28 protein-coding genes are annotated in these 23,413 nt (G+C 56.8%); 14 read left to right on the forward strand and 14 right to left on the reverse strand.

Going from position 1 to position 23,413, the window contains the following annotated elements; genetic code table 11:
- Positions 1–545 precede the first annotated feature (545 nt).
- The gene (locus tag PHF39_RS11365) at positions 546–1,169 is read left to right on the forward strand and encodes a hypothetical protein (RefSeq protein ID WP_300224112.1); all 624 of its coding nucleotides are present in this window, start codon (positions 546–548) and stop codon (positions 1,167–1,169) included.
- A gap of 1,207 nt (positions 1,170–2,376) precedes the next feature.
- Here the strand turns inward: PHF39_RS11365 and PHF39_RS11370 are convergent.
- On the reverse strand, positions 2,377–2,565 hold the full coding sequence (locus PHF39_RS11370) for a hypothetical protein (protein ID WP_300224115.1): 189 nt from the start codon (positions 2,563–2,565) through the stop codon (positions 2,377–2,379).
- A gap of 181 nt (positions 2,566–2,746) precedes the next feature.
- Between PHF39_RS11370 and PHF39_RS11375 the strand changes: the two genes are divergently transcribed.
- From PHF39_RS11375 to PHF39_RS11405, 7 genes are all read left to right on the forward strand, one after another.
- Complete coding sequence (locus tag PHF39_RS11375; RefSeq protein ID WP_300224118.1) at positions 2,747–3,124, forward strand: hypothetical protein; 378 nt, start codon at positions 2,747–2,749, stop codon at positions 3,122–3,124.
- 50 nt (positions 3,125–3,174) lie between these two features.
- The gene (locus PHF39_RS11380) at positions 3,175–3,318 is read left to right on the forward strand and encodes a hypothetical protein (RefSeq protein WP_300224121.1); all 144 of its coding nucleotides are present in this window, start codon (positions 3,175–3,177) and stop codon (positions 3,316–3,318) included.
- 15 nt (positions 3,319–3,333) lie between these two features.
- On the forward strand, positions 3,334–3,681 hold the full coding sequence (locus tag PHF39_RS11385) for a hypothetical protein (protein WP_300224124.1): 348 nt from the start codon (positions 3,334–3,336) through the stop codon (positions 3,679–3,681).
- An 18-nt stretch (positions 3,682–3,699) separates the two neighbouring features.
- Positions 3,700–4,167, forward strand: a complete 468-nt coding sequence (locus PHF39_RS11390) for a HEAT repeat domain-containing protein (RefSeq protein WP_300224127.1) — start codon at positions 3,700–3,702, stop codon at positions 4,165–4,167.
- A 69-nt stretch (positions 4,168–4,236) separates the two neighbouring features.
- Positions 4,237–4,659: a phosphate-starvation-inducible PsiE family protein gene (locus PHF39_RS11395; protein WP_300224130.1), complete on the forward strand. Its 423-nt coding sequence runs from the start codon at positions 4,237–4,239 to the stop codon at positions 4,657–4,659.
- 100 nt (positions 4,660–4,759) lie between these two features.
- Positions 4,760–5,674 (forward strand): ABC transporter ATP-binding protein, encoded by a 915-nt coding sequence (locus PHF39_RS11400; protein ID WP_300224133.1) that lies wholly within the window; start codon positions 4,760–4,762, stop codon positions 5,672–5,674.
- 2 nt (positions 5,675–5,676) lie between these two features.
- Positions 5,677–6,462 (forward strand): ABC transporter permease, encoded by a 786-nt coding sequence (locus PHF39_RS11405; RefSeq protein ID WP_300224136.1) that lies wholly within the window; start codon positions 5,677–5,679, stop codon positions 6,460–6,462.
- A gap of 8 nt (positions 6,463–6,470) precedes the next feature.
- On the opposite strand, the gene PHF39_RS11410 is transcribed toward PHF39_RS11405, so the two are convergent.
- Positions 6,471–7,019: a HemK2/MTQ2 family protein methyltransferase gene (locus PHF39_RS11410; protein WP_300224138.1), complete on the reverse strand. Its 549-nt coding sequence runs from the start codon at positions 7,017–7,019 to the stop codon at positions 6,471–6,473.
- Between the two features lie 250 nt (positions 7,020–7,269).
- On the opposite strand from PHF39_RS11410, the gene thiC reads away from it, so the two are divergent.
- Positions 7,270–8,541, forward strand: a complete 1,272-nt coding sequence (gene thiC / locus PHF39_RS11415) for a phosphomethylpyrimidine synthase ThiC (RefSeq protein ID WP_300224140.1) — start codon at positions 7,270–7,272, stop codon at positions 8,539–8,541.
- A 12-nt stretch (positions 8,542–8,553) separates the two neighbouring features.
- Here thiC and PHF39_RS11420 read toward each other — a convergent pair whose 3' ends face one another.
- From PHF39_RS11420 to PHF39_RS11470, 11 genes are all read right to left on the reverse strand, one after another.
- Complete coding sequence (locus tag PHF39_RS11420) at positions 8,554–9,603, reverse strand: DUF1848 domain-containing protein (RefSeq protein WP_300224143.1); 1,050 nt, start codon at positions 9,601–9,603, stop codon at positions 8,554–8,556.
- A 56-nt stretch (positions 9,604–9,659) separates the two neighbouring features.
- Positions 9,660–10,427, reverse strand: a complete 768-nt coding sequence (rsmA, locus tag PHF39_RS11425) for a 16S rRNA (adenine(1518)-N(6)/adenine(1519)-N(6))-dimethyltransferase RsmA (RefSeq protein ID WP_300224148.1) — start codon at positions 10,425–10,427, stop codon at positions 9,660–9,662.
- Positions 10,424–10,987, reverse strand: coding sequence for a DUF655 domain-containing protein (locus tag PHF39_RS11430; protein WP_300224151.1), 564 nt, complete (start codon positions 10,985–10,987; stop codon positions 10,424–10,426). Before PHF39_RS11430 ends, rsmA begins: the two co-directional genes overlap by 4 nt.
- Positions 10,988–10,997: 10 nt before the next feature.
- Positions 10,998–11,348, reverse strand: a complete 351-nt coding sequence (locus PHF39_RS11435; protein WP_300224154.1) for an RNA polymerase Rpb4 family protein — start codon at positions 11,346–11,348, stop codon at positions 10,998–11,000.
- Between the two features lie 21 nt (positions 11,349–11,369).
- Positions 11,370–11,660 carry a 50S ribosomal protein L21e gene (locus PHF39_RS11440; RefSeq protein ID WP_300224157.1) on the reverse strand — a complete coding sequence of 97 codons (291 nt, stop codon included), beginning with the start codon at positions 11,658–11,660 and terminating at the stop codon, positions 11,370–11,372.
- A 3-nt stretch (positions 11,661–11,663) separates the two neighbouring features.
- Positions 11,664–12,896: a tRNA pseudouridine(54/55) synthase Pus10 gene (locus tag PHF39_RS11445; RefSeq protein WP_300224160.1), complete on the reverse strand. Its 1,233-nt coding sequence runs from the start codon at positions 12,894–12,896 to the stop codon at positions 11,664–11,666.
- Positions 12,887–13,465 carry a tRNA (pseudouridine(54)-N(1))-methyltransferase TrmY gene (trmY, locus tag PHF39_RS11450; protein ID WP_300224163.1) on the reverse strand — a complete coding sequence of 193 codons (579 nt, stop codon included), beginning with the start codon at positions 13,463–13,465 and terminating at the stop codon, positions 12,887–12,889. Before trmY ends, PHF39_RS11445 begins: the two co-directional genes overlap by 10 nt.
- A 13-nt stretch (positions 13,466–13,478) precedes the next feature.
- On the reverse strand, positions 13,479–14,807 hold the full coding sequence (locus PHF39_RS11455; RefSeq protein ID WP_300224166.1) for a signal recognition particle protein Srp54: 1,329 nt from the start codon (positions 14,805–14,807) through the stop codon (positions 13,479–13,481).
- Positions 14,807–15,889: a signal recognition particle-docking protein FtsY gene (ftsY, locus tag PHF39_RS11460; RefSeq protein ID WP_300224169.1), complete on the reverse strand. Its 1,083-nt coding sequence runs from the start codon at positions 15,887–15,889 to the stop codon at positions 14,807–14,809. Before ftsY ends, PHF39_RS11455 begins: the two co-directional genes overlap by 1 nt.
- 16 nt (positions 15,890–15,905) lie before the next feature.
- Positions 15,906–16,358, reverse strand: a complete 453-nt coding sequence (pfdA, locus tag PHF39_RS11465; RefSeq protein WP_366144241.1) for a prefoldin subunit alpha — start codon at positions 16,356–16,358, stop codon at positions 15,906–15,908.
- Positions 16,359–16,531: 173 nt separating this feature from the next.
- Complete coding sequence (locus PHF39_RS11470; protein ID WP_300224172.1) at positions 16,532–17,626, reverse strand: HAMP domain-containing sensor histidine kinase; 1,095 nt, start codon at positions 17,624–17,626, stop codon at positions 16,532–16,534.
- Positions 17,627–17,811: 185 nt separating this feature from the next.
- Between PHF39_RS11470 and PHF39_RS11475 the strand changes: the two genes are divergently transcribed.
- The 5 genes from PHF39_RS11475 (at position 17,812) to PHF39_RS11495 (ending at position 22,714) form a co-directional block, all read left to right on the forward strand.
- Positions 17,812–19,254 carry a saccharopine dehydrogenase NADP-binding domain-containing protein gene (locus tag PHF39_RS11475; protein ID WP_300224175.1) on the forward strand — a complete coding sequence of 481 codons (1,443 nt, stop codon included), beginning with the start codon at positions 17,812–17,814 and terminating at the stop codon, positions 19,252–19,254.
- Positions 19,255–19,266: 12 nt separating this feature from the next.
- Positions 19,267–20,493 carry a type III PLP-dependent enzyme gene (locus PHF39_RS11480; protein ID WP_300224178.1) on the forward strand — a complete coding sequence of 409 codons (1,227 nt, stop codon included), beginning with the start codon at positions 19,267–19,269 and terminating at the stop codon, positions 20,491–20,493.
- 101 nt (positions 20,494–20,594) lie between these two features.
- Positions 20,595–21,695 (forward strand): hypothetical protein, encoded by a 1,101-nt coding sequence (locus PHF39_RS11485; RefSeq protein ID WP_300224181.1) that lies wholly within the window; start codon positions 20,595–20,597, stop codon positions 21,693–21,695.
- Positions 21,696–21,754: 59 nt separating this feature from the next.
- Positions 21,755–22,396 (forward strand): type 1 glutamine amidotransferase family protein, encoded by a 642-nt coding sequence (locus PHF39_RS11490; RefSeq protein ID WP_300224183.1) that lies wholly within the window; start codon positions 21,755–21,757, stop codon positions 22,394–22,396.
- Positions 22,397–22,465: 69 nt separating this feature from the next.
- The gene (locus PHF39_RS11495; protein WP_300224186.1) at positions 22,466–22,714 is read left to right on the forward strand and encodes a hypothetical protein; all 249 of its coding nucleotides are present in this window, start codon (positions 22,466–22,468) and stop codon (positions 22,712–22,714) included.
- A gap of 43 nt (positions 22,715–22,757) precedes the next feature.
- Here PHF39_RS11495 and PHF39_RS11500 read toward each other — a convergent pair whose 3' ends face one another.
- Entirely contained in the window at positions 22,758–23,123 is a 366-nt protein-coding gene (locus PHF39_RS11500) for a RidA family protein (RefSeq protein WP_300224189.1), read from the reverse strand.
- Positions 23,124–23,413 lie beyond the last annotated feature (290 nt).

Here is a 23,413-nt window from a genome sequence, read left to right on the forward strand (position 1 = left end):
CAAAAGACTTATGAGTATGGCCCCCATATTTTGATACTATCCCAATTTGGGGTTGATTTCATTAAAAAAAGCTGGAATGAAGCGGATTCTAACCAGCTAAAAGGTAGCTCCATAGCAGCACTTCTTCTGATGGTTTGATTCTCTAACAATTTTCAAAGAGCGCCAGCAAGAGTCAAATCCTGGCCGGGGCGCCTACACATTTCAAGTCCAAGTCTTTTCTCAAAAGAAGTGGTTCTTATTGTCAAAATAAAACCAGAGGGCTGCGACGAAAACATCAGATTTTGTGTTAAACTCTTCATTTTCAATTAATGCATTGACCTTCCGCTCAATATCGGGGGGCATCCGGATCCGATGTGAGTTTTCATCTTTCCAGCCAGGGTAAGCAATAAAAAATCACCGGTTGTTAAGATTTGATTAAGTTGACCATGTGTAGAACATTTGGACAACAATATATAGGCACAAAATAGTACATTTTTTAAAACAGCATTTCAATTCGGGAAATTTGTATTTAAAATGCAATTTTATTAAGGAAAAAACTGGGGAGTATGATGGACGATATGTCAAATTATTCAAAATTGGTGTTTTTAATCGGGTGTCTGTGTATTTTTGCTACAGTATCGTTGGCAGGCTGCGTAAATACCAGTGCAACAAGCACTGTCGATAGTGCTAATGAGGTAGTTAATTCAATGAACCATTACATCGAAAATCAAAAAAGTTTTGATAATATGGTTGGAAAGAACATCGATTTTTGGAATGCCCACATCAACTCAGGGGATAAGACATATTACGCGTTTATGAAGGTTGGGATAAACAATGAGCTGAAGGCAATAGATGGTTTACAGACCGACTTAGAGGATGCTGACAATAAAATCATTGATTTTTCCGGGCAGACTGTGAATCTGAACGGCAATGTGAAAACATATGCTGATCAATCGTTGACCAAGATGCGGTTGTGGCAATCGAATATGGAGGAATACTGTAACAGTATGAGTGCATATGCTCAGGATCGTCGGTCATATCTTAATTCAGTGGAAGCTGGATATCCGGATGACACCCTTCTGGCGTCTATGAATAATGCAAAAAATAAAGCGCTATCTGCAATCACTAAGGCGAATGACGCAAGATCTGATATGAATGATCTTCTGAAAAAAATAGAGAAATTACAGTAATTTTTTAGAGATTGTCCTTTTTTATACTCCGTGCCCTTTTCACTTCCCGTACTATATTCGATCCATCAGAGTCCTGAATGGTAACACATCATCATGATGGATCACCAATGCAGCATTCGTTTTATTATTTTTTCTGACAGGGACACTTGCTCATGAAAATGCGATTCCCCCCCACCTCGCTTATGATCGGAATCGCTCGGGGGAGTCGAAGCCTGATGGCTTCTCTAATCGAGCCTCGCTGATGCGACGCTCGATTTCTGCCGGCCCCTCACTGGGCAACGGCCTGTCCGCATGTTCGCGTACAGGTAAGTGAGTTGCGCAAAAGTCGCAAGACCTTTTACGCGTGACCCTCACATTATCCACACGAGCCATTCATTTCGCAATCAAGGTCTGCTCAACTTTTTTCAATCAAAGTCCGGTTGATCCGGATCACAAAATCAATCGCGGTCGCGATCGCGTTTGAACATTTTTCAGCAGGATCCGTTCAAAAATTTTCACGCAGACTCCGCACAAAAAATTTCAATCAAAGTCTACTCATAAAATTTTCAGCAGGGTCTGCTTGAAAATTCGGACCATTTTTCGACGGTGACCAATTTCTCGGTTTTCCGATTCATACAGATCCGGTTAACTTTTGTCAGGCAGGGTCCGCTCATTTTTTTTCAAGCAGGGTCTGCCAGAAAAATCTTAAGCAGGGTCCGGTTGATCCGGATCAGGTTTTCCATCGCGATCACGATCACGATTATTGTTTTTCAGGCAGGATCCGATAGAACATTTTCCCCAAAATCTGGTAGTATCTTCTCCACCTCAGGGCACGATTACCTGTTGCACATCATAACACACCCCCGTTTCAGACATGCGCCAATCCGGGCCCGTTACGGGCTCCGTTTCCCCCCTTTTCCGGATCCAGAGGGAATAATTCTGCAAAATGAGGGAATAATTTAGAGAAAATCCCCATTTTTACGCCGGAGAGGAGAGGTAAATTTTTGCCACATTCTTTTGGCCGAAAAGAGGGCATAACGGGTTTTGGCCTGCGGACAGGCATCCGGAGAGCGCCGGCAGCCGCCATGCCCCCTCCGGCAGGGGATCGCCGGTACCGACGGACGGAAGCGCCGCTGAACGGGCATTTTTTAAAGTCGAAGAAACCTGATACAGGATTTTCAATCAAAGCCTGGCTGAAAAAATTTCATCAGGCTCTGATTGATCCGGCTCACATTGCCCGGAACCGCTTCACCACCGTGTCCATGCCCTTCTTCTTGATCTCGATCCTGAACTTCGTTTCCTTGTATTTCACTTCAAAGATCCCGAGCTTGCCGCTCTTGACCAGCCGCTCGACCGCAAGCATATCCGCACGGGGCATCCGCTTGAAATCATCGCCTTCATAGATCACTTTTCCCATTCTTTCCCACCATCCAATATGTTCTAGAATTGACCAGCGGGCTTATCAACATTGCGCGATGGCGATTTTGAAGGCTCCGTACAATCCGGATTACAAATAGCGCGCAGAATACCCGTAAATCCCCCGGTTTACAGAGGAACCATTAAATAGCGCGTCCCGGCATATCCCTATACGAGAAGTTATGAGCAGGGAGAAGATCAAAGTCCCCGGAAAAGTCTATGAGGAGCTGGAGGCTCTGAAGCGTGAGATCCATTTCACGCTCGACCACGAAGACACCATCAAGAAGGCGGAAGACCGCGGGTACATGGCCGCCGCAAACTGGATCCGCGAGAACGAGCGGGATTACAAGATCGGGTTCTCGTGGGGCTATGAGCCTTCCGGCGAAGAACCGCGGGGCATGCTCCAGGACATTCCCGATCCGAAATCTCCTCCCACGAAACGGACCATTGCAAAACCCATGGCAACCATGGAGCCCCGCTCGCAGAAGAAAGGGTCCGGCTCCAAGAGTTCCGGTGGGTTTTTTGCCGGGATAAAGAACTGGCTGGGCAAATATTTCTAAACCTTTTTTTCACAAAAGAATCATTGCACAGGAATTCCATAGAGAAGCATATGCCAACCTGTGCCGATTGCATCAGTTATACACCAACGTCAGGCAATGCAGGCGAGTGCCGCATCAACGGCCCGGTCCCCGCGGACCGCGACAGCGACCGGTGCCCGTCCCGCACGTTTATTCCAAAGCCCGTAAAACACTGATCGGGTACAACCATCATGCCACGCGAACTTGACGAGAAGGATATCGCGATCTTAAAAAAACTCGCGCCGGAATGCGGCGACCTGACCTGCTTGGGATCGGGCCACATGTTCCACTCCATCCTCCCCCCGGTCTCCAACCATTTTGCCGAGGATTCCGAGGATTTTCTCCGGCGCATCAGCCGGCTCGACAAGGAGGAGCTCACCTACCTCACCGACCTTATCCGAAAAGGTGATGAGAGCCTCGGCTGCATGCCGGTGGAGGATGTCGAGGCGCTCGTCCACTTTATCCACGATACAATTTCCCCTGAAGTGGCACAGAACGTGATCTCCGTGTACGAGTCCGGCGGCTCCTGCGAGCGCTGACCATCTCTCCCCTTTTCCATGACCGGGATCACAACGCTTCTCTCCGACCTCCAGAATGGCAGCATCGCAAAGCGGAAGGCTGCAGCAAAGGCGCTTGCGACCATGAGCGACGACCGTGCCCTTGCTGCACTTTCCGCTGCTCTTGACGACCCTCACCCGGCAGTCCGCTGCGAGGCCGCCCGTGCGCTCGGCCGCAGGGAGGATGCCGCTGGCATTCCCGCGCTCGCAAAAGCCCTCCGCGACAATGAGCCGGCAGTCCGGGCCGCCGCGCTTGAGGCACTGGGAAGGATCCGCGATCCCGGATCCGCCACGCTCGTCATCCCCCTCCTCCGGGACCGGGAACAGGAGATCCGGATTGGGGCTGCCGTGATCCTCGGGAAACTGGGCAACCGGCAGGCCGTTGCACCGCTCGCCGCATTGAAAGACGATCCGTTTTCCGAAGTCCGCGAAGCTGCGGAAGAGGCACTGCTCCGCCTCCGCAGGTAAATCCTCCTCCCAGCATCTTTTATATCTTCGCCATGCCACACTAGGTTAACAATTCATCGGGGTTACAGCATGGAAAAGAACTCACCGGTAATGGAATACCTGATCAACTTCTTCTCGCTCGTGCCCATGATCCTGTACACGATCGTGGCGATCCTTCTGACCATCATCGCCGTCTTCTCGATCCTGGACGCAGTCCAGCTGATCCTGCAGATGATACTCTCCCATGACTTTGCCAACGGGCTTGTCAGTGTCCTGTATGCCCTCCTCCTGACCATCACCATCATCGTTCTCTTCGAGACCGTGACGGTCTATTTCAAGACCAAACATGTCGAGGTCCGGGCCCTCCTCATTGCCGGCCTGACCGCAGTTGTCCGGCATGTGCTGATCTACAATGTTGCCACGGTGGACCCCTTTACCCTCATGGGAACCGTAGCCCTTCTTGCGGTGCTGATCGTCGGCATTGTTTTTGTCAAGCCGGAGCCACTCCCGTAACGCCCATCCTTCCATCTTTTTTTTGATTCTGGTTTCCTTGTCCCAAACACGAGCATTTTGTAGTACGCAGAACAGAGATCCACTGCACGGAAGATCGCTGATGACGGCAATCATCGAGGCCCATGACCTGAAGAAGAACTATAACAGCACGGTTGCAGTCGACGGCATTCACTTTACGGTAAAAAAAGGGGAGATCTTCGGATTTTTAGGCCCGAACGGCGCCGGCAAGACCACGACCATGAAGATGATCACCTGCGTCTCGCCCCGCACCTCCGGCTCGCTCACGGTCCTTGGAATGGACCCGGAAGAAAAACCTGCGGAGATCAAACAGAGCCTCGGCGTTGTCCCGCAGGAGACCAACCTCGACCCCGACTTCACCTGCTTTGGCAACCTCTTCTACTACTCGCGGTACTTCGACATACCAAAAGACGAGGCAACACGACGCGCTGACGAACTGCTGGAGTTCGTCCAGCTCACCGAGAAGCGGGACGTTTCGGTGGACAAGTTATCCGGGGGGATGAAGCGCCGGCTCATCCTTGCCCGGGCACTCGTGAACCGTCCCGACCTGCTTATCCTGGACGAGCCGACCATCGGCCTCGACCCGCAGGCCCGTCACCTGATCTGGGAGAAACTGAGGAACCTTCAGGCAAAGGGAAACACCATCGTGATGACTACGCATTACCTTGACGAAGCTGCCCGGCTCTGCGACCGGCTGGTCATCATGGACAACGGGAAGATCCTGGTGGAAGGGGCGCCCGCGGACCTTGTCCGTGACCATGCCGGCCACGAGATTGTCGAAGTGGAGGGAAGCGACGATGTCGTCACCTGCCTCAGCGAACTCGGGGTCCCCTTCGAGAAGACCGGCGACATGGTCCAGGTGGCCGCAACAACAGAGAACGCCCGCGAAGTTGCGAGGACCATTCTCGAACGCTGCCGGCCGGAGCGGATGATCACAAGGCCGGCAACGCTCGAAGACGTGTTCCTGAAACTGACCGGGAGGACCCTCAGGGAGTGACCATGCCGCACATCTTCTCGATCCCGAGCGTAACCCGCCGTGCGGGAACTGTCTGGTACCGGAACCTCGTGGTCTTTGTCCGGACCTGGCAGGTGAACTTCTTTCCCCCGCTAGTAGAGGCGCTCCTCTACCTCTTTGCCATCGGGATCGGTATCGGCACCTACGTGCAGCAGATCGACGGCATCCCGTACATCAACTACATCGCCCCGGCCATCCTTGCCATAGCGGTGATGAACTCCGGGTTCTTCGAATGTACCTTCGGTTCGTTTGTCCGCATGTATTACCAGAAGACGTTCGATGCCATGATCGCGACCCCGCTCTCGATCGAGGATGTGATCGCGGGCGAACTCTTGTGGGGGGCTACCCGGAGCGTCATCTACGTGCTCATCATGCTGCCGGTGCTCGCGGTGTTCGGCGTCGTCTCCCTCCCCCTCGCCCTCCTCACGATCCCGCTCGCGTTTCTCGGCGGCCTGATGTTTGCCGGCATCGCGATGGGCTTCACGTCCGTCACGCCCGGCATCGATACGCTCAATTACCCGTCGTTCCTCTTCATCACGCCCATGGCACTCTTCTCGGGCACATTCTTCCCGCTCACGCTGATGCCGGTCTTCCTCCAGTACTTCGCGCTTGCCGTGCTGCCGCTCACGCACCTTGTCGCCATCATGCGGATGCTGACCCTGCCATCACTCTCGTGGACTCTCCTTCTTCACCTTGCATGGATCGCAGTCATCACTGCCATCACCTGCATTATCTCGATCAACCTGATGCGGAAGCGCCTGATCGTGTGAGGCACACCTCAGCGGGTGAACCGGAGGACAAGGAGGGACTCGTCCTCCACCTTCTCTTCGCGGACAAGCTCCGCATGTAACCCGTGCGTGGCAAAGAGTTCCTTTACTTCTCCCGGCCCGGTAAGCGACGAGATGAGGATTAGGATCCTGCCACCGGGCGCCAGCACACGTTTCACGTCCGCGGCAAATCGTTCAAGGGTCTCCCGCCCGGATTTCCCGCCGTCAAGGGCATACTCCAGCCAGTCATCGATCCGCTCATGGGATTCGGTGGGAAGGTACGGGGGATTGAAAAGAACGAGATCGAATTTTCCCCGGATCGGGTCGAGGAGGTTGCAGCGGATGACGTCCACGCCGGCCTTCTGTGCAGCAATTGCCGCGTGGGGATTGATATCGGTGGCAATGGTGCGGGCACCCTTCCGCATCGCGGCTGCAATCAGTCCCGAACCGGTCCCGACCTCCAGTACCCGGTCACCGGGCCTTACTTCGCCCCGTGCAGCATCGAGCAGGAGATACGTGTCGGCTTCGGGCTGGTACACCTGCGAGGGATCGTAGTCCATACGGTACGGAATGGTTGGCTGGTATCTGAAAAAAAGGGATGGGATGGAGACCGGAAGAGGGATAAACAGATCGCGATCCGGATCGCATAATGAAATCCGGCCCCGATACAGTGCCAGATTAACGCCTGACACGAAATGCTGCGTGATCCGGTTATCATAAACCTGCCGGTAGTTTATCGGGTGGATACAGTGTAGTTTCGTACCAGAGGAACGCACTGTACCAGAACGGATGCGGATGTCAGGTATCCATATGGCCGAAACGCCAAGGATACCGGCACGGAGCACTGCAAAAGCAATGAAGACCCTGGTTGATTCTGCCCGCGAAGGGAGACTGACCCGCGCGATGAAGACCGTTGCCGCAGAAGAGGGTATCGATCCCAGCGAACTCCTCCAGCGGATAGCCGCAGGAAGCGTTGTCATCATGCAGCGCGGCAATCGCTGCACGGGCATTGGAACCGGCCTCCGCACGAAGATCAATGTCAACATGGGGACTTCGGCGGGAAAAGTCTCTGTCAGCGATGAACTCAGGAAAGCGGAGATCGCCGAAACGTTCGGCGCTGACACTATCAGCGACCTCTCGATGGGGGGAGACATCGACGCCATCCGCCGGGAGATCCTCGCATGCACCACCCTCCCGGTCACTACCGTACCGGTCTACCAGGCGGTTGTCGAATGCGGCCTTGATAACATGACGGCAGAAGATATCCTTGCCACCCTCAAACGACAGGCCGGACAGGGAATCAGTTCAATTGTCATCCACTGCGTGACACAGAAAATGCTCGGGGTTTTCAAGAAGAAGAAACGGGTTCTCGGGATGGTCTCCAAAGGCGGGTCGATCACCAGCGCATTCATGCTTACCCACGATTGCGAGAATCCTTTTGTCGAACACTTCGATGAAGTCCTCTCGATCTGCCGGAAGCATGACATTGTCCTTTCGCTCGGGAACACAGCACGGAGCGGCTGCATCCACGATCGACCGGACGCATTCCAGCAGACCGAGATCCGCCAGAACTGCACCCTCGCACACCAGGCACTTGCAGCGGGAGTCAAGGTGATCATCGAAGGCGCCGGCGGGCATATTCGCAAGGACCGTATCGCTCCGATGGTTCGCATGTACAAAAAGCGTTCCCCGTTCCCGCTCTTTGTTGCCGGGCCCCTGCCAACCGATATTGCGGCAGGATACGACCACATTGCCGGTGCCATCGGGGCCAGCACCGCAAGTGCGGCAGGGGCAGATTACCTCTGTTACATCACCCCGGCAGAGCACCTCGGGCTTCCGGATCCCGAAGCGGTGAAAGAGGGGCTCATCGCGTTCAGGATTGCTGCCCATGTCGGCGATACCGTCAAGCAGGGCAGGGAGAACGAAGATGAAGAAGTTGCGGTCCACCGTGCTGCACTCGACCGGGAAGCACAGATCCGGTGTGCCATGGACCCGGAGAGGGCACGGCAGTTCTGCGGGGAGGAGACGGAGTGCACGATGTGCGGGAAGTTCTGTGCGATAAAGGTAATGCGGAATTTCTAACGGCCCGTTACCTTACCCGACAATCGTATCGTGGAACATCCCGCTTTCGCGATCTGCGAGATAGTGTGAATAATTCCTGCGCACGGCCGCGGCGGACGTATTGGCATAGCAGTATGCGCAGAGATGCATGCAGGTGGAGTACTGCCCGATATCCTTCGACACAATGCAGCGGCAGGTGTTCCGCTGGCCGGGATCCTTCAGGCGCCGCGAGGGATCCGGTGAGGACCCGTCAAGTGCCTGCTGGCCTTCGGGCCGCAGGAACGCCATCAGGTCCCTGTCGTGAGCAAACTCCGTTGTCATCAGGTCATAACTGATGCACTGCCCCCGGCCGATACCAAACTGCGAGAGATCGCGGTCCTCGGCGCAGGCGGAAAGAGTAATGCCCCAGCGTTTGTTGAGGCGCCGGAGACCCTCGCAGAACTCTGCGACGTCTGCGTCAGAGAATTCGCGTGCGCCCCGGCACCCGGCTGCGTCCAGGTTCCGCCGCACTTTCGTGTATTTCTCGATGTCCACGAAACTGAAGACCATTCGTTTCGTGAACGGGGCGATCCGGTCGCCGATGCGTTCCACCCGGTCCAACAGATCGCTGACCGTGATGGTCTCCGTAAGGATAAGGGGATCGTACCGCCACACGACCTTTCCCGGCCCGATCCGGCGGGAGAGCCGGATGAACGTCTCAATCCGTTCATCGAGCGGCGGTACGTTCGGTTCAAGGTGTTCCTTATCGTAGTCGTTTACGCTGTAGAGAAAATAGTACCCGTGCCCGAGACGATCGAGCGCGTCAAGACAGGGAAGGAACGGCGCGGGATTCTTGGACCAGAAGACGAAGATGCGTGTGCGGGCAAACGAGACAAAGACCGGTCTGCCGCCAAAGGGGCTCTTCCACCGCACGTATCCTTCTTTCAGCCGGCTTTGGAACCAGTCGCCATAGAAGGCCGGAATATCCGTGGACCGGCTCGCCGAGACGATGACCGGGGCAATTGCCTCAACAGGCAGCCTGCCGGAAGGGACCGTTGGGTCAGCAACTTCGAGCGATACCTTCTCCCAGCCCCTCCATTTCATGGCAGTCCCAGAAGAAGTATTCAGCGGGGAATGGGCAAAAACCGTTCGGCCTTGAGTCACGGGATATTTGCGATGGTGGCAAAGTCCTCGAGATACAGTGCCTCGGGACGGCTTGCCAGGATCTCTTCCGGCAGGGTCGAGAGCACCCGCTTCACCCATTCGGCGCCCAGCATGGTGCCGGCCGATCCCTTCAGGCAGTTTCTCACCGTCTTTCTCCGGTGCGAGAAGAGCGCCCGCACAACATTCGCATACAGGCGCCGGTCGTTGATGTAAAAGATCGGCTCACGGGGAAAGATCTTCACGACCGCGGAGTGCACCTGCGGTTTGGGCGAGAAGCACTGCGGGGGGAGCCGGAAACAGTGCTGGACTGCGGCATAGGTCTGGACCATGATCGAGAGCCGCCCGCAGTCCTTGGTCCCCGCTTTTGCCACCATGCGGTCGGCAAACTCCGCCTGGTACATCAAAACGCCGACCTCGAACGTGTGTTCCAGGAGCCGGAACGTTATTTTGGATGAGGCCGAATAGGGGAGGTTTGATACCGTGACATCAAACGGGGGGTATTCGCACCGGGTGGCATCGCCGTGCTGGAGCACAAGCTGGCCGGATGCAATCTCGCGAGAAAAGTCCTCGCTGAGCTGTTCCACGAGCCGGGCATCCAGCTCGATCGCATGCACGAAGGCTCCGCGATCGAGCAGGGCACGGGTCAGCGCCCCGTTGCCCGGCCCGATCTCGAGCACCTTCTTTCCCTGCACTTCTGTTATGTCCGCGATGCGGTTCACCGCATTCGGGTCGATGAGGAAGTGCTGGTCGTGCTGGGCTCTCATTTCGTGGTGAAGAGGTGGTACTTGGTCTCCTTGTCCTGGAGCTCTTCAAGAATCCGGGCCTGGATCATCTTCTCCGGGCGGGGAAGTGCCTTGATCCGTGCCGAGATATCGGCAAAACTCTCGAAGGGCTTCCGGTTCCGGGACTCTAAGATCTCCCACATCAGCTTCTTGCCGATGCCCGGGAGGAGGTGGAGCATGTGGAACTTGGGCGTTATCGAGATTGACTTGTTGAAGAACGTGACAAAATCCGGCTCGCGGTCCTTCACAACACTCTCGATGATGAACGGGAGCTCGCCTCTCGCCGTCTGGGTCAGCTCCTCGTACCCGATCCGCCGCTTGACACGCTCGATCTTGTCACGCTCGGCATCGCCGATGTAGACCTTGTCATGCAGCTCGATCTGGACGCCGGGCTTTGGCACAAGCTCGAGAAGTTTGAACTGCTCAAGTCCAATGGCCTGGACGATCGGCTCCCTCTTGAACGGGGGACGCGGGTCGTCCGGGTGGCCCTTCAGCAGGACATCCAGCACTATCGCGTTGACCTCTTTCTTCTCCGCCTTCATGATCAGCACCTCAGTAGTGTGTGATGACCAGTTCGATGATGGAGTCGATCTCTTCGGGAGATAAGGTGAACCGCTCTTTTGCAAAAATTGCCCTGACCTCATCGCGGGTCTTGGGCATGATATTGGCGATCCGGTACGCGATCTCGGGTTTCATCTTCTCCATCTTTACAAGTTCAGAAACCAGATCGCGGGATTTCTCGGGGTCCGTCTTGGAAAGCTGATTGGCATGCTCGATACTGCGCCTGAACTCGTAGGACATCTCCTTCTCGGCAGCCAGCCTCTCCGATTCGACACGGAGGAGGACGCTGCGCATCTCGGGGAGCGTGACCTTCTCTTCGCTAATAATACCCTTAACTTTCATGCCAATCACCTGACAGTGAATTTACTTCTGCGCTTTTAGATGTTGTGGTCTTGCAATGACGACTTTTTCGGCGTCGCCATCGCGGATGGTGAGCATCCATGCACGGCCGCGCTGGCCGATGACGGTGCCGGTCTTTCCGTGGAAGCGGCGGTGGGGCATCCCTTTCTGGATGCTCGGCTCGACAACAACGTGGACACGGTCGCCGATCTCGAACCGCTGGATAACCGAGGTTACCGGCGGAAGGCCGCGCTTTCTTAACTCTTTCTTGTACTTATACCGTGTCTTCTTCCTTGGACCATTGTGATGTGCCATGGTTTATTCTCCCTCCTTTGCTCCTTCCACCTGCGTAACGTCGAGGCTGGTGACGTGAGCCGTTCTGTTCAGGATCTCGGCAAGACTTGGACGGGTTCGCCCCGAGTCCCCGGACACGAGTTCTTTGATGTAGAGGCCGGCTTCGCCCAGGACTTCGACAATAAATTTGTCGTCCTGTTGCCCCACACACTCGATACCAAGGACCGTTCTCTCGCGGACTTTGTCGGCCCGGCGATGTGCAACCCGTTCGGGCGTGCGCTGGTGTATTGTGACGCCCTCCAGGGTTTTTACGGCTTTTGCGAACTCATCCGCCGCTATTTCGCCGTCAACCTCGACCAGGATCCTGTATTTTTTATGCGCTTTGTTTGATTTAAGGGTTTCCACCTCCGCACGGTCTGCCCAGCGCCTGATCGCAACGGAGATCCTGCCATCGGCAGTGATGTTGATGGTTTTTTCCAGTTCCGTAAGGTCGATGGAACGCTTCCTTGGCGATACCACTTCCAGGATGAACGGACGCCCCGTCCCGACCATGCGGGCATCGATGTCCTCACGGCCCGCGCCGTGCAGGACCGCGTTCTCCGCGTTGAACATCTCAATCACGGGCCGCCCGATCAGTTCCTCGACCGAGTCGAGGTACTGGGCGCCGGTAAAGTTACACTTCTCGCAGCCCGCCCCCCTGCAGGCCCGGCAGTCCCAGTGCGTCTGCGGGATCCCCCGCTCGAATTTCTGGTATCGTCCGTAGAAGAAGACCGAGTTGATCTGGACCTCCACGCTGCCCGTTGCAGGGTCGAGGATGGTGACAACCTCGGGTTTTTTGAAGTCCACGACCTTCCCGGACCGTGCCGACACGGCCTTGCCGACCTCCCGGTTCACTTCCGATTTGAAGGGTTCCGGCTCGGCAAGCGAGAGATCGCTCCAGACCATCTCCTCGTTCTCGGCAATCATGGGCGGGACGCGGCAGCCCACGAGAAACGTGGTGTGCTCGATATCCTTTGTTGCTTCAATCACGCGGTCAGCCCAGAGCGGCACGTCATCGAAGAAGTTGCCACAGACCCAGCAGGTGCCGGCAAACTTTTTGTACGGCTGGTTCTCGTCAAGGGCAAGGGCAATCTTCAGCCCTCTCCCCCGCTCGTCATCCGAGAGACCATGCGAGCGTTTCCCGAAGAACCGCCCGAGGCAGTGGTCGCAGGTCTCGCCGTACGCGAGGATCGCCTTCACCTGTTCGTTTATTGCCATCCGTTTATCCTCCTGTCCAGTTCATTGTGCACTACGGTTATCGTGTGATCGGCATGCAGGCACTTTGGCCCCACGGAATATTTCAGGCAGGCACTGGTGAGTGCCTGTTCCGGTTCTGTGAAGTTCAGGTGATCCGAGAGGAGAAATGCCCCCGAAAGGTCCTTTGCCTTCCGGATATCCTCGCCGCTTTCATCGAGCACGCCAAACGGCATCTCCGAAAGGAGCCGCTCAAGTCCGCCTTTCCGGATCGAAATCCCGTCCGCCACCTCGCGGAACTCGCTGCCGCAGGGCACATCGATCACCTTTTTAATCAGCGCCGCGGCACTCCGCTCGTCCGGTGAGAGCGATCGTACCGTTGCCCCGGAGAAGCGTATCGTCTTCGGCCCTGACGGCGGCCCGAGCAGGACAAGAAAGCAGTCGACATCTCTCCTCAGGTCATGCGAGAGGAAGAGCGAGGCATTCACGCACCGGCAGAGCACATCCATCCGGCCCCCGCTGCCCGGCAGGTCGTTGATCGAGAATCCGCTGTCAGTCCGGGCAAGGTGCCCGACAATCGCAAACGCAGTCATAACAACGAAGGTCTCACTGCATCCCGGAGAAGCGTTTCATCAGGCGCTGCATGTTGAACTTGCCGCCGCCCTGGCCGCCCCGCAGGCCCTTTAAGGTGCGCTGCATCATCTTGTAGTACTTGATCAGTTCCCTGACCTCGTCGGGCGTTGCACCGGCCCCGTGGGCGATCCGCTGCATACGCGAGCTGTTGATAAGCGAGGGCTCGTCGAGCTCGGCCGAGGTCATCGAGTCCATGATGATGCGGTAGCGCACCATTTTTGTGCTCGTGACATCGTACACCCCTTCGGGCAGCTGCATGTTCCCGAGCGGGAGCATCCCCATGATCTGTTTTAAGGGGCCCATCTTGTTGAGGGCCTCGATCTGCTTGTACATGTCGCGGAGGGTGAACTTCCCCTTCATCATCGCGTTGACGTCCACGTCCTCGGGATTGATCGCCTCGTTTGCACGCTCCACGAGGGCCTTCAAGTCGCCCATGCCAAGCAGCCGGGAGATGAACCCGTCGGGATCGAACCGTTCGAGATCCTCGATCGTCTCCCCTGAACCGATGAACGCGATCCCGCTTTTCGTCTCGGCAACGGCCGACATGGCGCCACCGCCTTTTGCGGTACCGTCCATCTTGGTGATGATGACGCCGTCGATCCCAATCGCCTCGTGGAACCGGCGTGCCTGTTCGCTTGCCTGCTGGCCGAGTGCGGCATCGATGACGAGCCAGCGGTGGGTGGCTTTCGTCAGCACATTGAGATCGATGATCTCTTTGATCAGGTCTGCCTCAAGGGCATGCCGCCCCTGGGTATCGACGATGATCAGTTCCTGCTCCTTTAATGCTGCAAGACCCTCGCGGGTGATCTTCAGGGCGTCTTTCTCCTGCGGGTTGCCAAAGCAGGGGACATTGATCTTGTTACACAGCGTCGAGATCTGGTCGAAGGCACCGGGCCGGAACGTGTCGGCGCAGATGACACCGACCTTCATCCCCTTCTTCTGGAAGTAGCGGGCGAGCTTCGCCGTGGTCGTGGTCTTGCCGCTCCCCTGCAGGCCGGCCATCAGGATGATCTGGGGTTCGAGCCTGACTTCGGTCGATGCCCAGACAAGGCGGACCAGCTCCTGGTACACGATACGGAGCACGTGCTCGCGGACGTTCATCCCCTTGGGGGGCTCCTCCTCGAGGGACCGGGTGCGGATCGCTTTGGAGAGCTCCATCACGAGCTTGACGTTTACGTCCGATGAGATGAGCGCACGCTGGAGGTCTTTTACCAGGTCGTCAACTGCTGCCCGGTCGACAACGGTCTTGCCAGCAAGTTTCTTGAGAGCATCCTTTAACGACGAGGAGAGGTTGTCGAGCATCACGCACCTCCTTCCAGCAGCTCTTCGACAACCGTTGCCGGATCGAAGGGCATGATGTCGTCATAGGCCTGCCCGACTCCAAGGAACATCAGCGGCTTGCCGATGGTGTGAGCGATTGAGATCGCAGCACCGCCCCGTGAGTCCATGTCTGCCTTGGTCAGCACAACGGCATCTGCGCCCACGGTCCGGTCGAACTCGAAGGCACGGGTGACGGCGTCATTGCCGGCAACAGCCTCGTCCACGTACACGACAAGGTCTGGCTTCATGACGCGTTTGATCTTCTCGAGCTGGCTCATCAGGTTCGCCTTGTTGTGGAACCGGCCGGCGGTGTCCGCGAGGACCACATCGATCTTGTGCGCCTTTGCATAATCCACGGTATCGAACAGAACCGCTGAAGGATCGGCACCTTCCTGGTGCTGGATGACCCGGATCCCGATCCGTTCTGCATGGACGGCAATCTGCTCGATTGCCCCGGCGCGGTAGGTGTCACCGGCGCCAATGACAACCGTGAAGCCCTCCTTCCGGAGCCAGGACCCGATCTTGGCAACAGTCGTGGTCTTCCCGGTGCCGTTTACGCCCGTGAACAGGATCTTCACGGGGCGCTCGTGCTTCGCGATATACGCTTTGAGATCGAACCCCTGCCCGAGCACATCCAGCAGGGCGGCTTTCAGCGCATGGACAACAAGGTGGTCGACCGATTCGCCGATCTTTCGGTGCCTGCCGACAAGGTTCTTCTCAACGCTGCTGATGATGGCATCAGTAGCCGGAAGGGCCACATCGCTTTCAAGGAGCGTGAGTTCCAGCTCGGAGAGAGCATCATCGAGGTCTTTTTCCGAGACAATCAGTTCGCGGTCGATGATGAGCGTCTTCATCTTCTGGACAAGGGTCGGGGCAGAAGGTTCCGGTGCAGGTGCAGCGGCAGTGCCGGGCGCTGCATCCGGTTTTGGTGCGGGGACGGGAGGTTTCGCTGAATCAGCGGGGATTGTCTCTCCCCCGGGTTCAGCCCGGGCTGCTGCGGCATTGATACTGCCGCCAAGGCGCTCGCGTGCCGCTTTGAGCTTCTCCCGCAGTCCCCCGAACATGGGCAGGTGCTCCGGTTCAGCCGAGATCCTGCCCGGCAGCCATAGCCTGCTGGTAGCCGGACTCGATCCGTTTGTTGATCTCGTTCATCTGGGCACGGAGACGGTCGATTGTCTCGGCAACTTTCTTCTGCGAGGCTTCCATCTCCATGATCCGCTCTTTTAAGAACTCCACGGCGTCCTTGTTGGAGCGTTCCACGACAACTTCGGACCCGATTGCAAGGAGGACCTTCTCGGGTTCCAGGACCTTTGCGCGGACACTTGCCCCTCCGCCAATCTGGAGAAGGACGGTCCCGTCTTCCGATGCGAGCATTCCTTCGAGCGATTCGATGGCAGCATGCGCCTCCATCCTCCCGTTCTCCAGCATCTGCAGCTGCTGGACAAAGAGTTCAGCCTGCTGCCCGTACTCCTGCAGGTAATTCTGGAGGGTCATCAGTTCGCGCTGGTCCATTGGTGCATTTTTGTCTGCCAAGATCCGCCACCCCGTAAAAAACCACTATTGTGGTGATTGTGACTCCTGATATGTATGTTCTCCACCACAATAAATACATCATTGTGACCGGATGCCGGTCCGGGATGGTAAGCAGGGGAGCAGATAACCCGTTGGGGTGAGACCCGCCTCTGCGGTATTTTTGCCGTGTGTTTTTACTCGCTCGCGGCAACGACCCTGTGCTTTCCCTCAGGGATACGAATCTCGAACCGGACTCCCTCCCCATAGATCCCGTTCTCGGTGATCGTGAGATCGGTGATGGCAAGGATCTCCCGGGAGAGGAACATGCCAAGACCGGTATTCTTCCCGAATCCTTTCACAAAGACCCGTTCCTTGTCTTCGTTCCGGATCCCGACACCATCGTCCTGGTACACCAGCGCAAGCCCGCCATCCGGGTCCGGCCGGGCAAAAATCGTGATCTGCTTCACCCGCTCCCCGTGACGGAGTGAGTTCTCGGCAAGGTTCTCGAAGACCTTCTCCAGCAGGGGATCGGCGTACACCTCGGTCCCCGCATCCGGGAGGGTGAGGGTCACTCCCTCCCGGGGGAGCCGGGCCCGGAGGCGCTCCCCCACAGTGCGGATATCCTGCCATTGCGGGGCAACCACGCCGATCTCCTCGTAGGTCTTCATGAAATCGAGCTGCCGTTCGATTGCATGGGCCGTTATCTGCTCCTTCTCGATCCGCGCTATTGCGGCAGGGTCGGTGACCTGCATCCGGGAGAGTTCCAGGTACGAGAGAAGGGCGGAGAGCTGGTTCCGGATGTCGTGCCGCGTAACGCTTGACAGCAGGTTCAGTTTCCGGTTTGCAGTCTGGAAGGCATGTTCGGATGCGGCCAGCCGTTCGTTCACCTCCCGCAGGTCCCGGTTCTGAGCCCCGACCATACTGTAGTAGCTGTTCAGTGTGTCGGCAATGTACCCGATGATGTACGCCACGACAAAGAACATCGCGGCCCGGACAAGGGAATCGGGCGTTATGGATCCGGAGATCAACCAGCCAACTGCGATCTGGAGCCCGCCGAAAAAGAGGGCGAGCAGGATCGCTTTTTTCCCGTACCACAGGCCGGCAACGGCGATGACCAGGTAGAAGAAGTGGGTGTATGCAACGGAGATCTTCAGCTGGTAGTGGACGACATACTCAAGGAGAAGGGCAGTGAAGATGAGGAGGGCAAGCGCATACGGTTTGATTGTCCCAAACGATGCCATAAGGGCTTCCCGGGACAGGAGCAGGTCCATCTCCTCTTTTGCGCCCATGCCGCACTTCCTGACGGAACAGTTGGCCGGACAGGATAAAATGATTTGGTATACCCTGATACCGGGGCCCGGACCACTACCCCTGCGTTCCTGCCATGAGATTAGTTCCCGTGCGGTTCATTGTTTTTAATACAATTCACTCACAAAACAATCTGGCAGGTACTCCAGTCCTGTTTGAGGAGAGAATGGAATTCAAAAACAAGGTCCTGATCATCGGATATGGCGCTGTCTGCAAATGCATGCTCCCGATCCTGCTCCGTCATGTAACCATCCCGCTGGAGCAGATCACCATCATCGACTTCAAGGACAAGTCCGCCGACCTGAAGGCGTGGACTGCCGGCGGGCTGCGCTTTGTAAAAAGGAAAATAACCCGCGATAACCTTGCCAGGACACTTGCGGAATATCTCTCCTCCGGCGGGCTTTTGATCGACGAAGCGTGGAACATCGACAGCTGCGATCTTGCCCAGTGGTGCCATGACCACGATGTCCTGTATGTCAATACCTCGGTCGAGGCATGGGACCCGGACGCCGGCATTGAAACGGCAAGCCCCTACGAGAAGACCCTGTACTTCCGGCAGATGCGGCTCATGGAACTGACAAAGGAGTGGGATGACGCCCCCACCTGCGTTGTCGACCATGGCGCTAATCCCGGGCTCATCTCCCACTTTGCCAAGCAGGGGCTTGTGGACATTGCCCAGCGGATGATTGCTGACAATATCGCACAGGACCCCGCACGGATCCGGCAGTTGATCGCAGAGCAGAAATTCGGGGAACTGGCAATGGAAGCCGGCGTGAAGGTGATCCACTGCTCCGAGCACGACACCCAGATCTCAAGGACACCAAAGAAAGTGGGCGAGTTTGTCGGCACCTGGTGTATCGAGGGGCTCCGCGAGGAGGGGGTAGCCCCGGCAGAGGTTGGCTGGGGCACGCACGAGAAGACCCTGCCCCCGCTTGCCATCGTGCCACCGGTCGGCCCCAAGAACGGCATCCTCATCCCCCGGATGGGGCTCAATACCTGGGTGCGGTCCTGGATCCCCAACCAGGAGATCATCGGCATGGTGATCCGCCACGGGGAGGCATTCGGCATCTCCGAGCGCTGGACCGTCTGGAAGGACGGGGAGGCCATCTACCGGCCAACGGTCCACTACGCATACATGCCCTGTGATGCCACCATTGCATCCATCCACGAGCTCCGCGCCCGGAACTACGAGCTCCAGCCCAAGCTGAGGATCATGAGTGACCGTGAAATTGTCTCCGGTGCCGATATCCTGGGCGCCCTCCTGATGGGCCACCCCTACAAGTCCTGGTGGACGGGGAGCATCCTTTCGATCAGCGAGGCAAAGAAACTCGCTCCCGGGCAGAACGCGACAACCATCCAGGTAGCGATCGGGGTTGTCAGCGCCATCATGTGGATGATCAAACACCCGCGGGAAGGATTCTGCCTCCCGGACGATCTCCCGCACGATTTCGTGCTGAATATTGCAAAGCCGTACCTGGGCGAGTTCCGGTCCACCCCGTCCGACTGGACGCCCCTGAAGAACCGCGTGGTCTTCTTCAAGGAGAACCCGGAGAACGATTATGACCGCGAAGATATCTGGCAATTCAAAAACTTCTTATTCGTACAGTAAATCAATCATATAATGACAAAAGTCGCGGTTGATACCAAGAAGAAGCGGAAGAAAAAACCGGAAGGCGATGCTCCCCTTCCGGTCCCTCATATCGGTCATGTGAAAAAGAAATATCTGCTGGACCTTGCGGCGCAGCACGGATCCCCTATTTTTGTGATTGACCATGAGAGACTCCGGGAGAATTATCACGAATTCCAGAGACACCTTCCCGATGTGCAGGTCTATTTTGCTGTCAAGGCCAACTCCAATCCCGAGATCGTGAAGACCCTGTACGATATCGGGTGCAGCTTCGATGTAGCCTCGATGCCCGAGTTCATGATCGTATACGAGAACATCAGGCACCTGCCCAAAAAAGAGCAGCAGGCGTTCATCTGGGACAAGATCATCTACGCAAACACCATCAAGCCCATCGAGACCTTAAAAGCGCTGAATAAGTACAAGCCCCTTGTCACGTTCGACAACCACTACGAGATCCTGAAGATCCGCGACTATGCTCCCCATGCCGGTCTCGTCTTGCGCATCCGCGTCCCGAATACCGGCTCCATGGTGGAACTCTCCAGCAAGTTCGGGGCCCACCCGGGCGAAGCAGTGGACCTGATCATCGAGGCCTTTGAGAGCGGCCTTGTTGTGGAAGGACTGAGCTTCCATGTCGGGAGCCAGTGTACGAACTTCGAGAACTACATGCAGGCGCTCCAGATTGCCGCAAGCATCATCAGGGAGGTCGAGTACCGGACCGGGAAGAAGATCCGCATCCTCGATATCGGGGGCGGTTTCCCGGTGAAGTACCACACGGGTATCCGGTCGATCCGGACGCTTGCCCGGAAACTGAACGCCGAGATAAAGCGGCTCTTCCCAAAAGACATGCAGATCGTGGCCGAGCCGGGAAGGTTTCTGGTGGCGAACGCCTGCACTGTTGTCGCAAAAGTGGTGGGGAAAGCGGTCCGGGACGGCAAGCCCTGCTATTACATCAACGACGGGGTGTACCACTCCTACTCCGGGCAGGTCTTCGACCATATCAACTACCCGGTATTGTCTTTCAAGAAGGGGGGGGAGACGCAGATCTCCGCGGTGTTCGGGCCCACCTGCGATGCCTTTGACACCATCACGCTCTCCGCGGAACTGCCGGACCTCGACATCGGTGACTTTGTCTATTCCGAGAATATCGGGGCATACTCGCATGCTTCGTCCACGTACTTCAACGGGTTCCCGCCGGCTAAAGTCGTGCACATCAATAAGTGACGCTCCCGTTGCCGGGGGCATCCCCTCCTCCGGATAGTTCCTCCCTTTTTCCCTGCCTGCGGGAACCTTTTTATCGAATCCCGTTACAACAAAAAAAACCTATGCGAATTCGAACTTCACTCCTGTTTTCAGGATTCATCATAATCCTCATCCTGCTTGCCGGCTGCACAGAAGACACCCCAAACACCGTATCGCCGGGTACCGGGAGTGCCGCAGGAGCCGGCCCTGCCGGCATCCGTGCCGGTGTCGCAGCAATGGACTCCATCCTTCCCTCAACGTACCTCCAGTTCGCCAACCTTGACGTGACCTACATCGATTTCGAGCTCACGAACCCGACGGGCACTGCACGAACGGTTGTCGTGGAATCGGAGGTCCCGGGATTCACGGAAAAGGCGATCAACACCGTGGAAGTCCCCGCGTACGGGAATGTCACGGTCGGCCAGACACCCATGCTCCGCACCGGCGCGATCCCTGCGGAGGTAAAGACCGCCGCGCTCCATTACAAGGTCAGCCTTGCAGACGGGACACGCATCGATGAACAGACATATCCCGTGAAGGTATTCCCGAAAGATACGATGGTCTGGGAAGTGAAAGACGGGGACGAAGAGTACGACATGGCGCAGTACATCGCCGCATGGGTGACCCCGCATGCTGCTGTGATCGACCCGCTCATGCGCAAGGCGGCGGAGTACCACCCCGAGAAGTCGATTGCGGGATACCAGTGCGGGGAGAGCTGCTCGGAGCGGGAATGGGCCGATTACTCGAACGCCCAGGTGAAGGCCATATTCACCGCGCTCAAGAACGACTACCGGATCACCTACATCAACTCGCCGATTGCCTTTGGGAGCGGTGGCGACAATCCCCAGCGTGTCCGGCTGCCAAAAGACGCCATAGCCGCGAACTCCGCCAACTGTATCGATGGGACGGTCCTCTATGCTTCCGCGCTGGAGTCCATCGGCATGAATCCCCACATCATCATCCTGCCCACTCACGCTTTTGTCTGTTATGACACGAAGCCCGACGCTGAGGGGATCACCTGCATCGAGACCACGATGACCGGTTCAGCAACATTCGAGGAAGCAGTTGCCGCCGCAGAGGAGGAGTACCAGGAAGAGATAACAAACGGGAACTTCAGGTCCGGTGCCTCCCGGGATTACTCGCTTGCGGAGCTGAGAGCAGAAGGCATCCTGCCCATGGAATAACAGGATACTTTCGCCCCCCATACCATTCTTTTTTCCTCCTGCTGACCAACGGATTTTCCATGAGTACGATCTACTTTGTGATTCCCGATACACTCTCCGACTGGGAAGCAGGCCATGTCCTTGCAGAGCTTGGCTCGGGGCGCTACCTGAAAGACCCGTCACGAAGATATAATGTCGTCCTGTGCGGGGCAACGCCCGATACCATAACAACCATGGGCGGCCTGCACCTGAAACCTGAAGTCCGCATCGGTGAGATCCAGCCGGACAAGGGAGACCTGCTCCTATTGCCGGGCGCGGACACCTGGCTTTTGCCTAAGCAGGAGCCTGTCATCGCAACAGTCCGCGAGGTGCTGGAGAGCAGAGCAACCGTGGGGGCCATCTGCGGTGCAACGCTCGGCCTTGCAAACGCCGGCCTGCTGGACAACCGGCCGCACACGAGCAATGACCCGGGCGTTCTGAAGATGTTCTGCCCGAACTATCATGGTGAGCGGTTTTACGTAAACGAGCCTGCGGTAACGGATGGCAACCTCATCACGGCCTCCGGTCTTGCACCCGTGGAGTTCGCGTACCACATCTTCCGGCAGCTGGACGTGATGGCACCTGCAACCCTCGAAGCATGGCACGGCCTCTTTACCACCCGGAGCCCCGAGTGTTTTTACGCGCTCATGGAATCGCTGCCCCGGCCGCAGGGAGCACGCTGACGGGCGGGAGGCAGGGCAAGGTTTATCGTCCGGCCCGGGCATCAGTCACATGTCGGGAGGGAGCCGACTATGGAGACCGTGATTGGAAAAGTGACCCACTACTACCCGAGAGTGGGTGTGGCCGCTATCGTCCTCTCGGACCATATCACACGGGGGGACCATATCCACATCCTGGGACCGCATGACGATCTGCACCAGATTGTGTCCTCGATGGAGTACAACCACGAACCGATTGTTGAAGCCGATCCGGGGCAGGACATCGGCATCCGGGTCAATGAGCGGGTCCACGAGGGCGACCTGGTGTACCGCGAGTATTGAAGAACACTCACTATTTTTAAAAACGATTAAAAAAGGAAAATCCTCACCGATTCTCTGCAACCATCTCGATCTCAACGAGCGCACCTTTGGGCAGGCCGGCAACCTGCACCGTGGAGCGTGCTGGAAAGGTATCGGTGAAATACGCACTATAGATCCGGTTGACCTCAGTAAAGTCGTTCATGCTGGTAAGATAGATCCGTGTCTGGACCACATCCGCAAAGGTAAGCCCGGATGCTGCAAGAACCGCCTTCTGGTTCTCCATGGCACGGGTCGTCTGTTCTTCAATTCCTCCGGTCAGGTTCCCCGTTGCCGGGTCGATGCCAATCTGCCCCGAGAGCCAGACAAATCCCCCGGACCGTATGCCCTGGCTGTAGGGGCCGATGGGCTCCGGTGCCTGCCGTGAATACACGGACTGTTTTTCCGGCTGTGCTGCCCCGGGCGAAAGGAAATGCGTGTATAAGGCACCGAGCAGAATCCCGCAGACAAAGATCAGGACAAGCAGTATCAGTTTCTTGTGCAGTGCGTTCAGGATAAAACCCTCCGCAGGTGTTGACTCACTACAATTCAGGGTTCTGAAACTATATGTTTCTGCATTGCGGTGACGGGGGGATCTGTTCTACCCCCCACCCGTCCTTTAAAATAATTCACCCATACCCCCCTGCCAGGGGGTGGGGGGGTATCCGAAAGACCCCTCCCCCC

This window comes from Methanoregula sp. (genome assembly GCF_028712425.1).
In the GTDB taxonomy this organism is placed as follows: domain Archaea; phylum Halobacteriota; class Methanomicrobia; order Methanomicrobiales; family Methanospirillaceae; genus Methanoregula.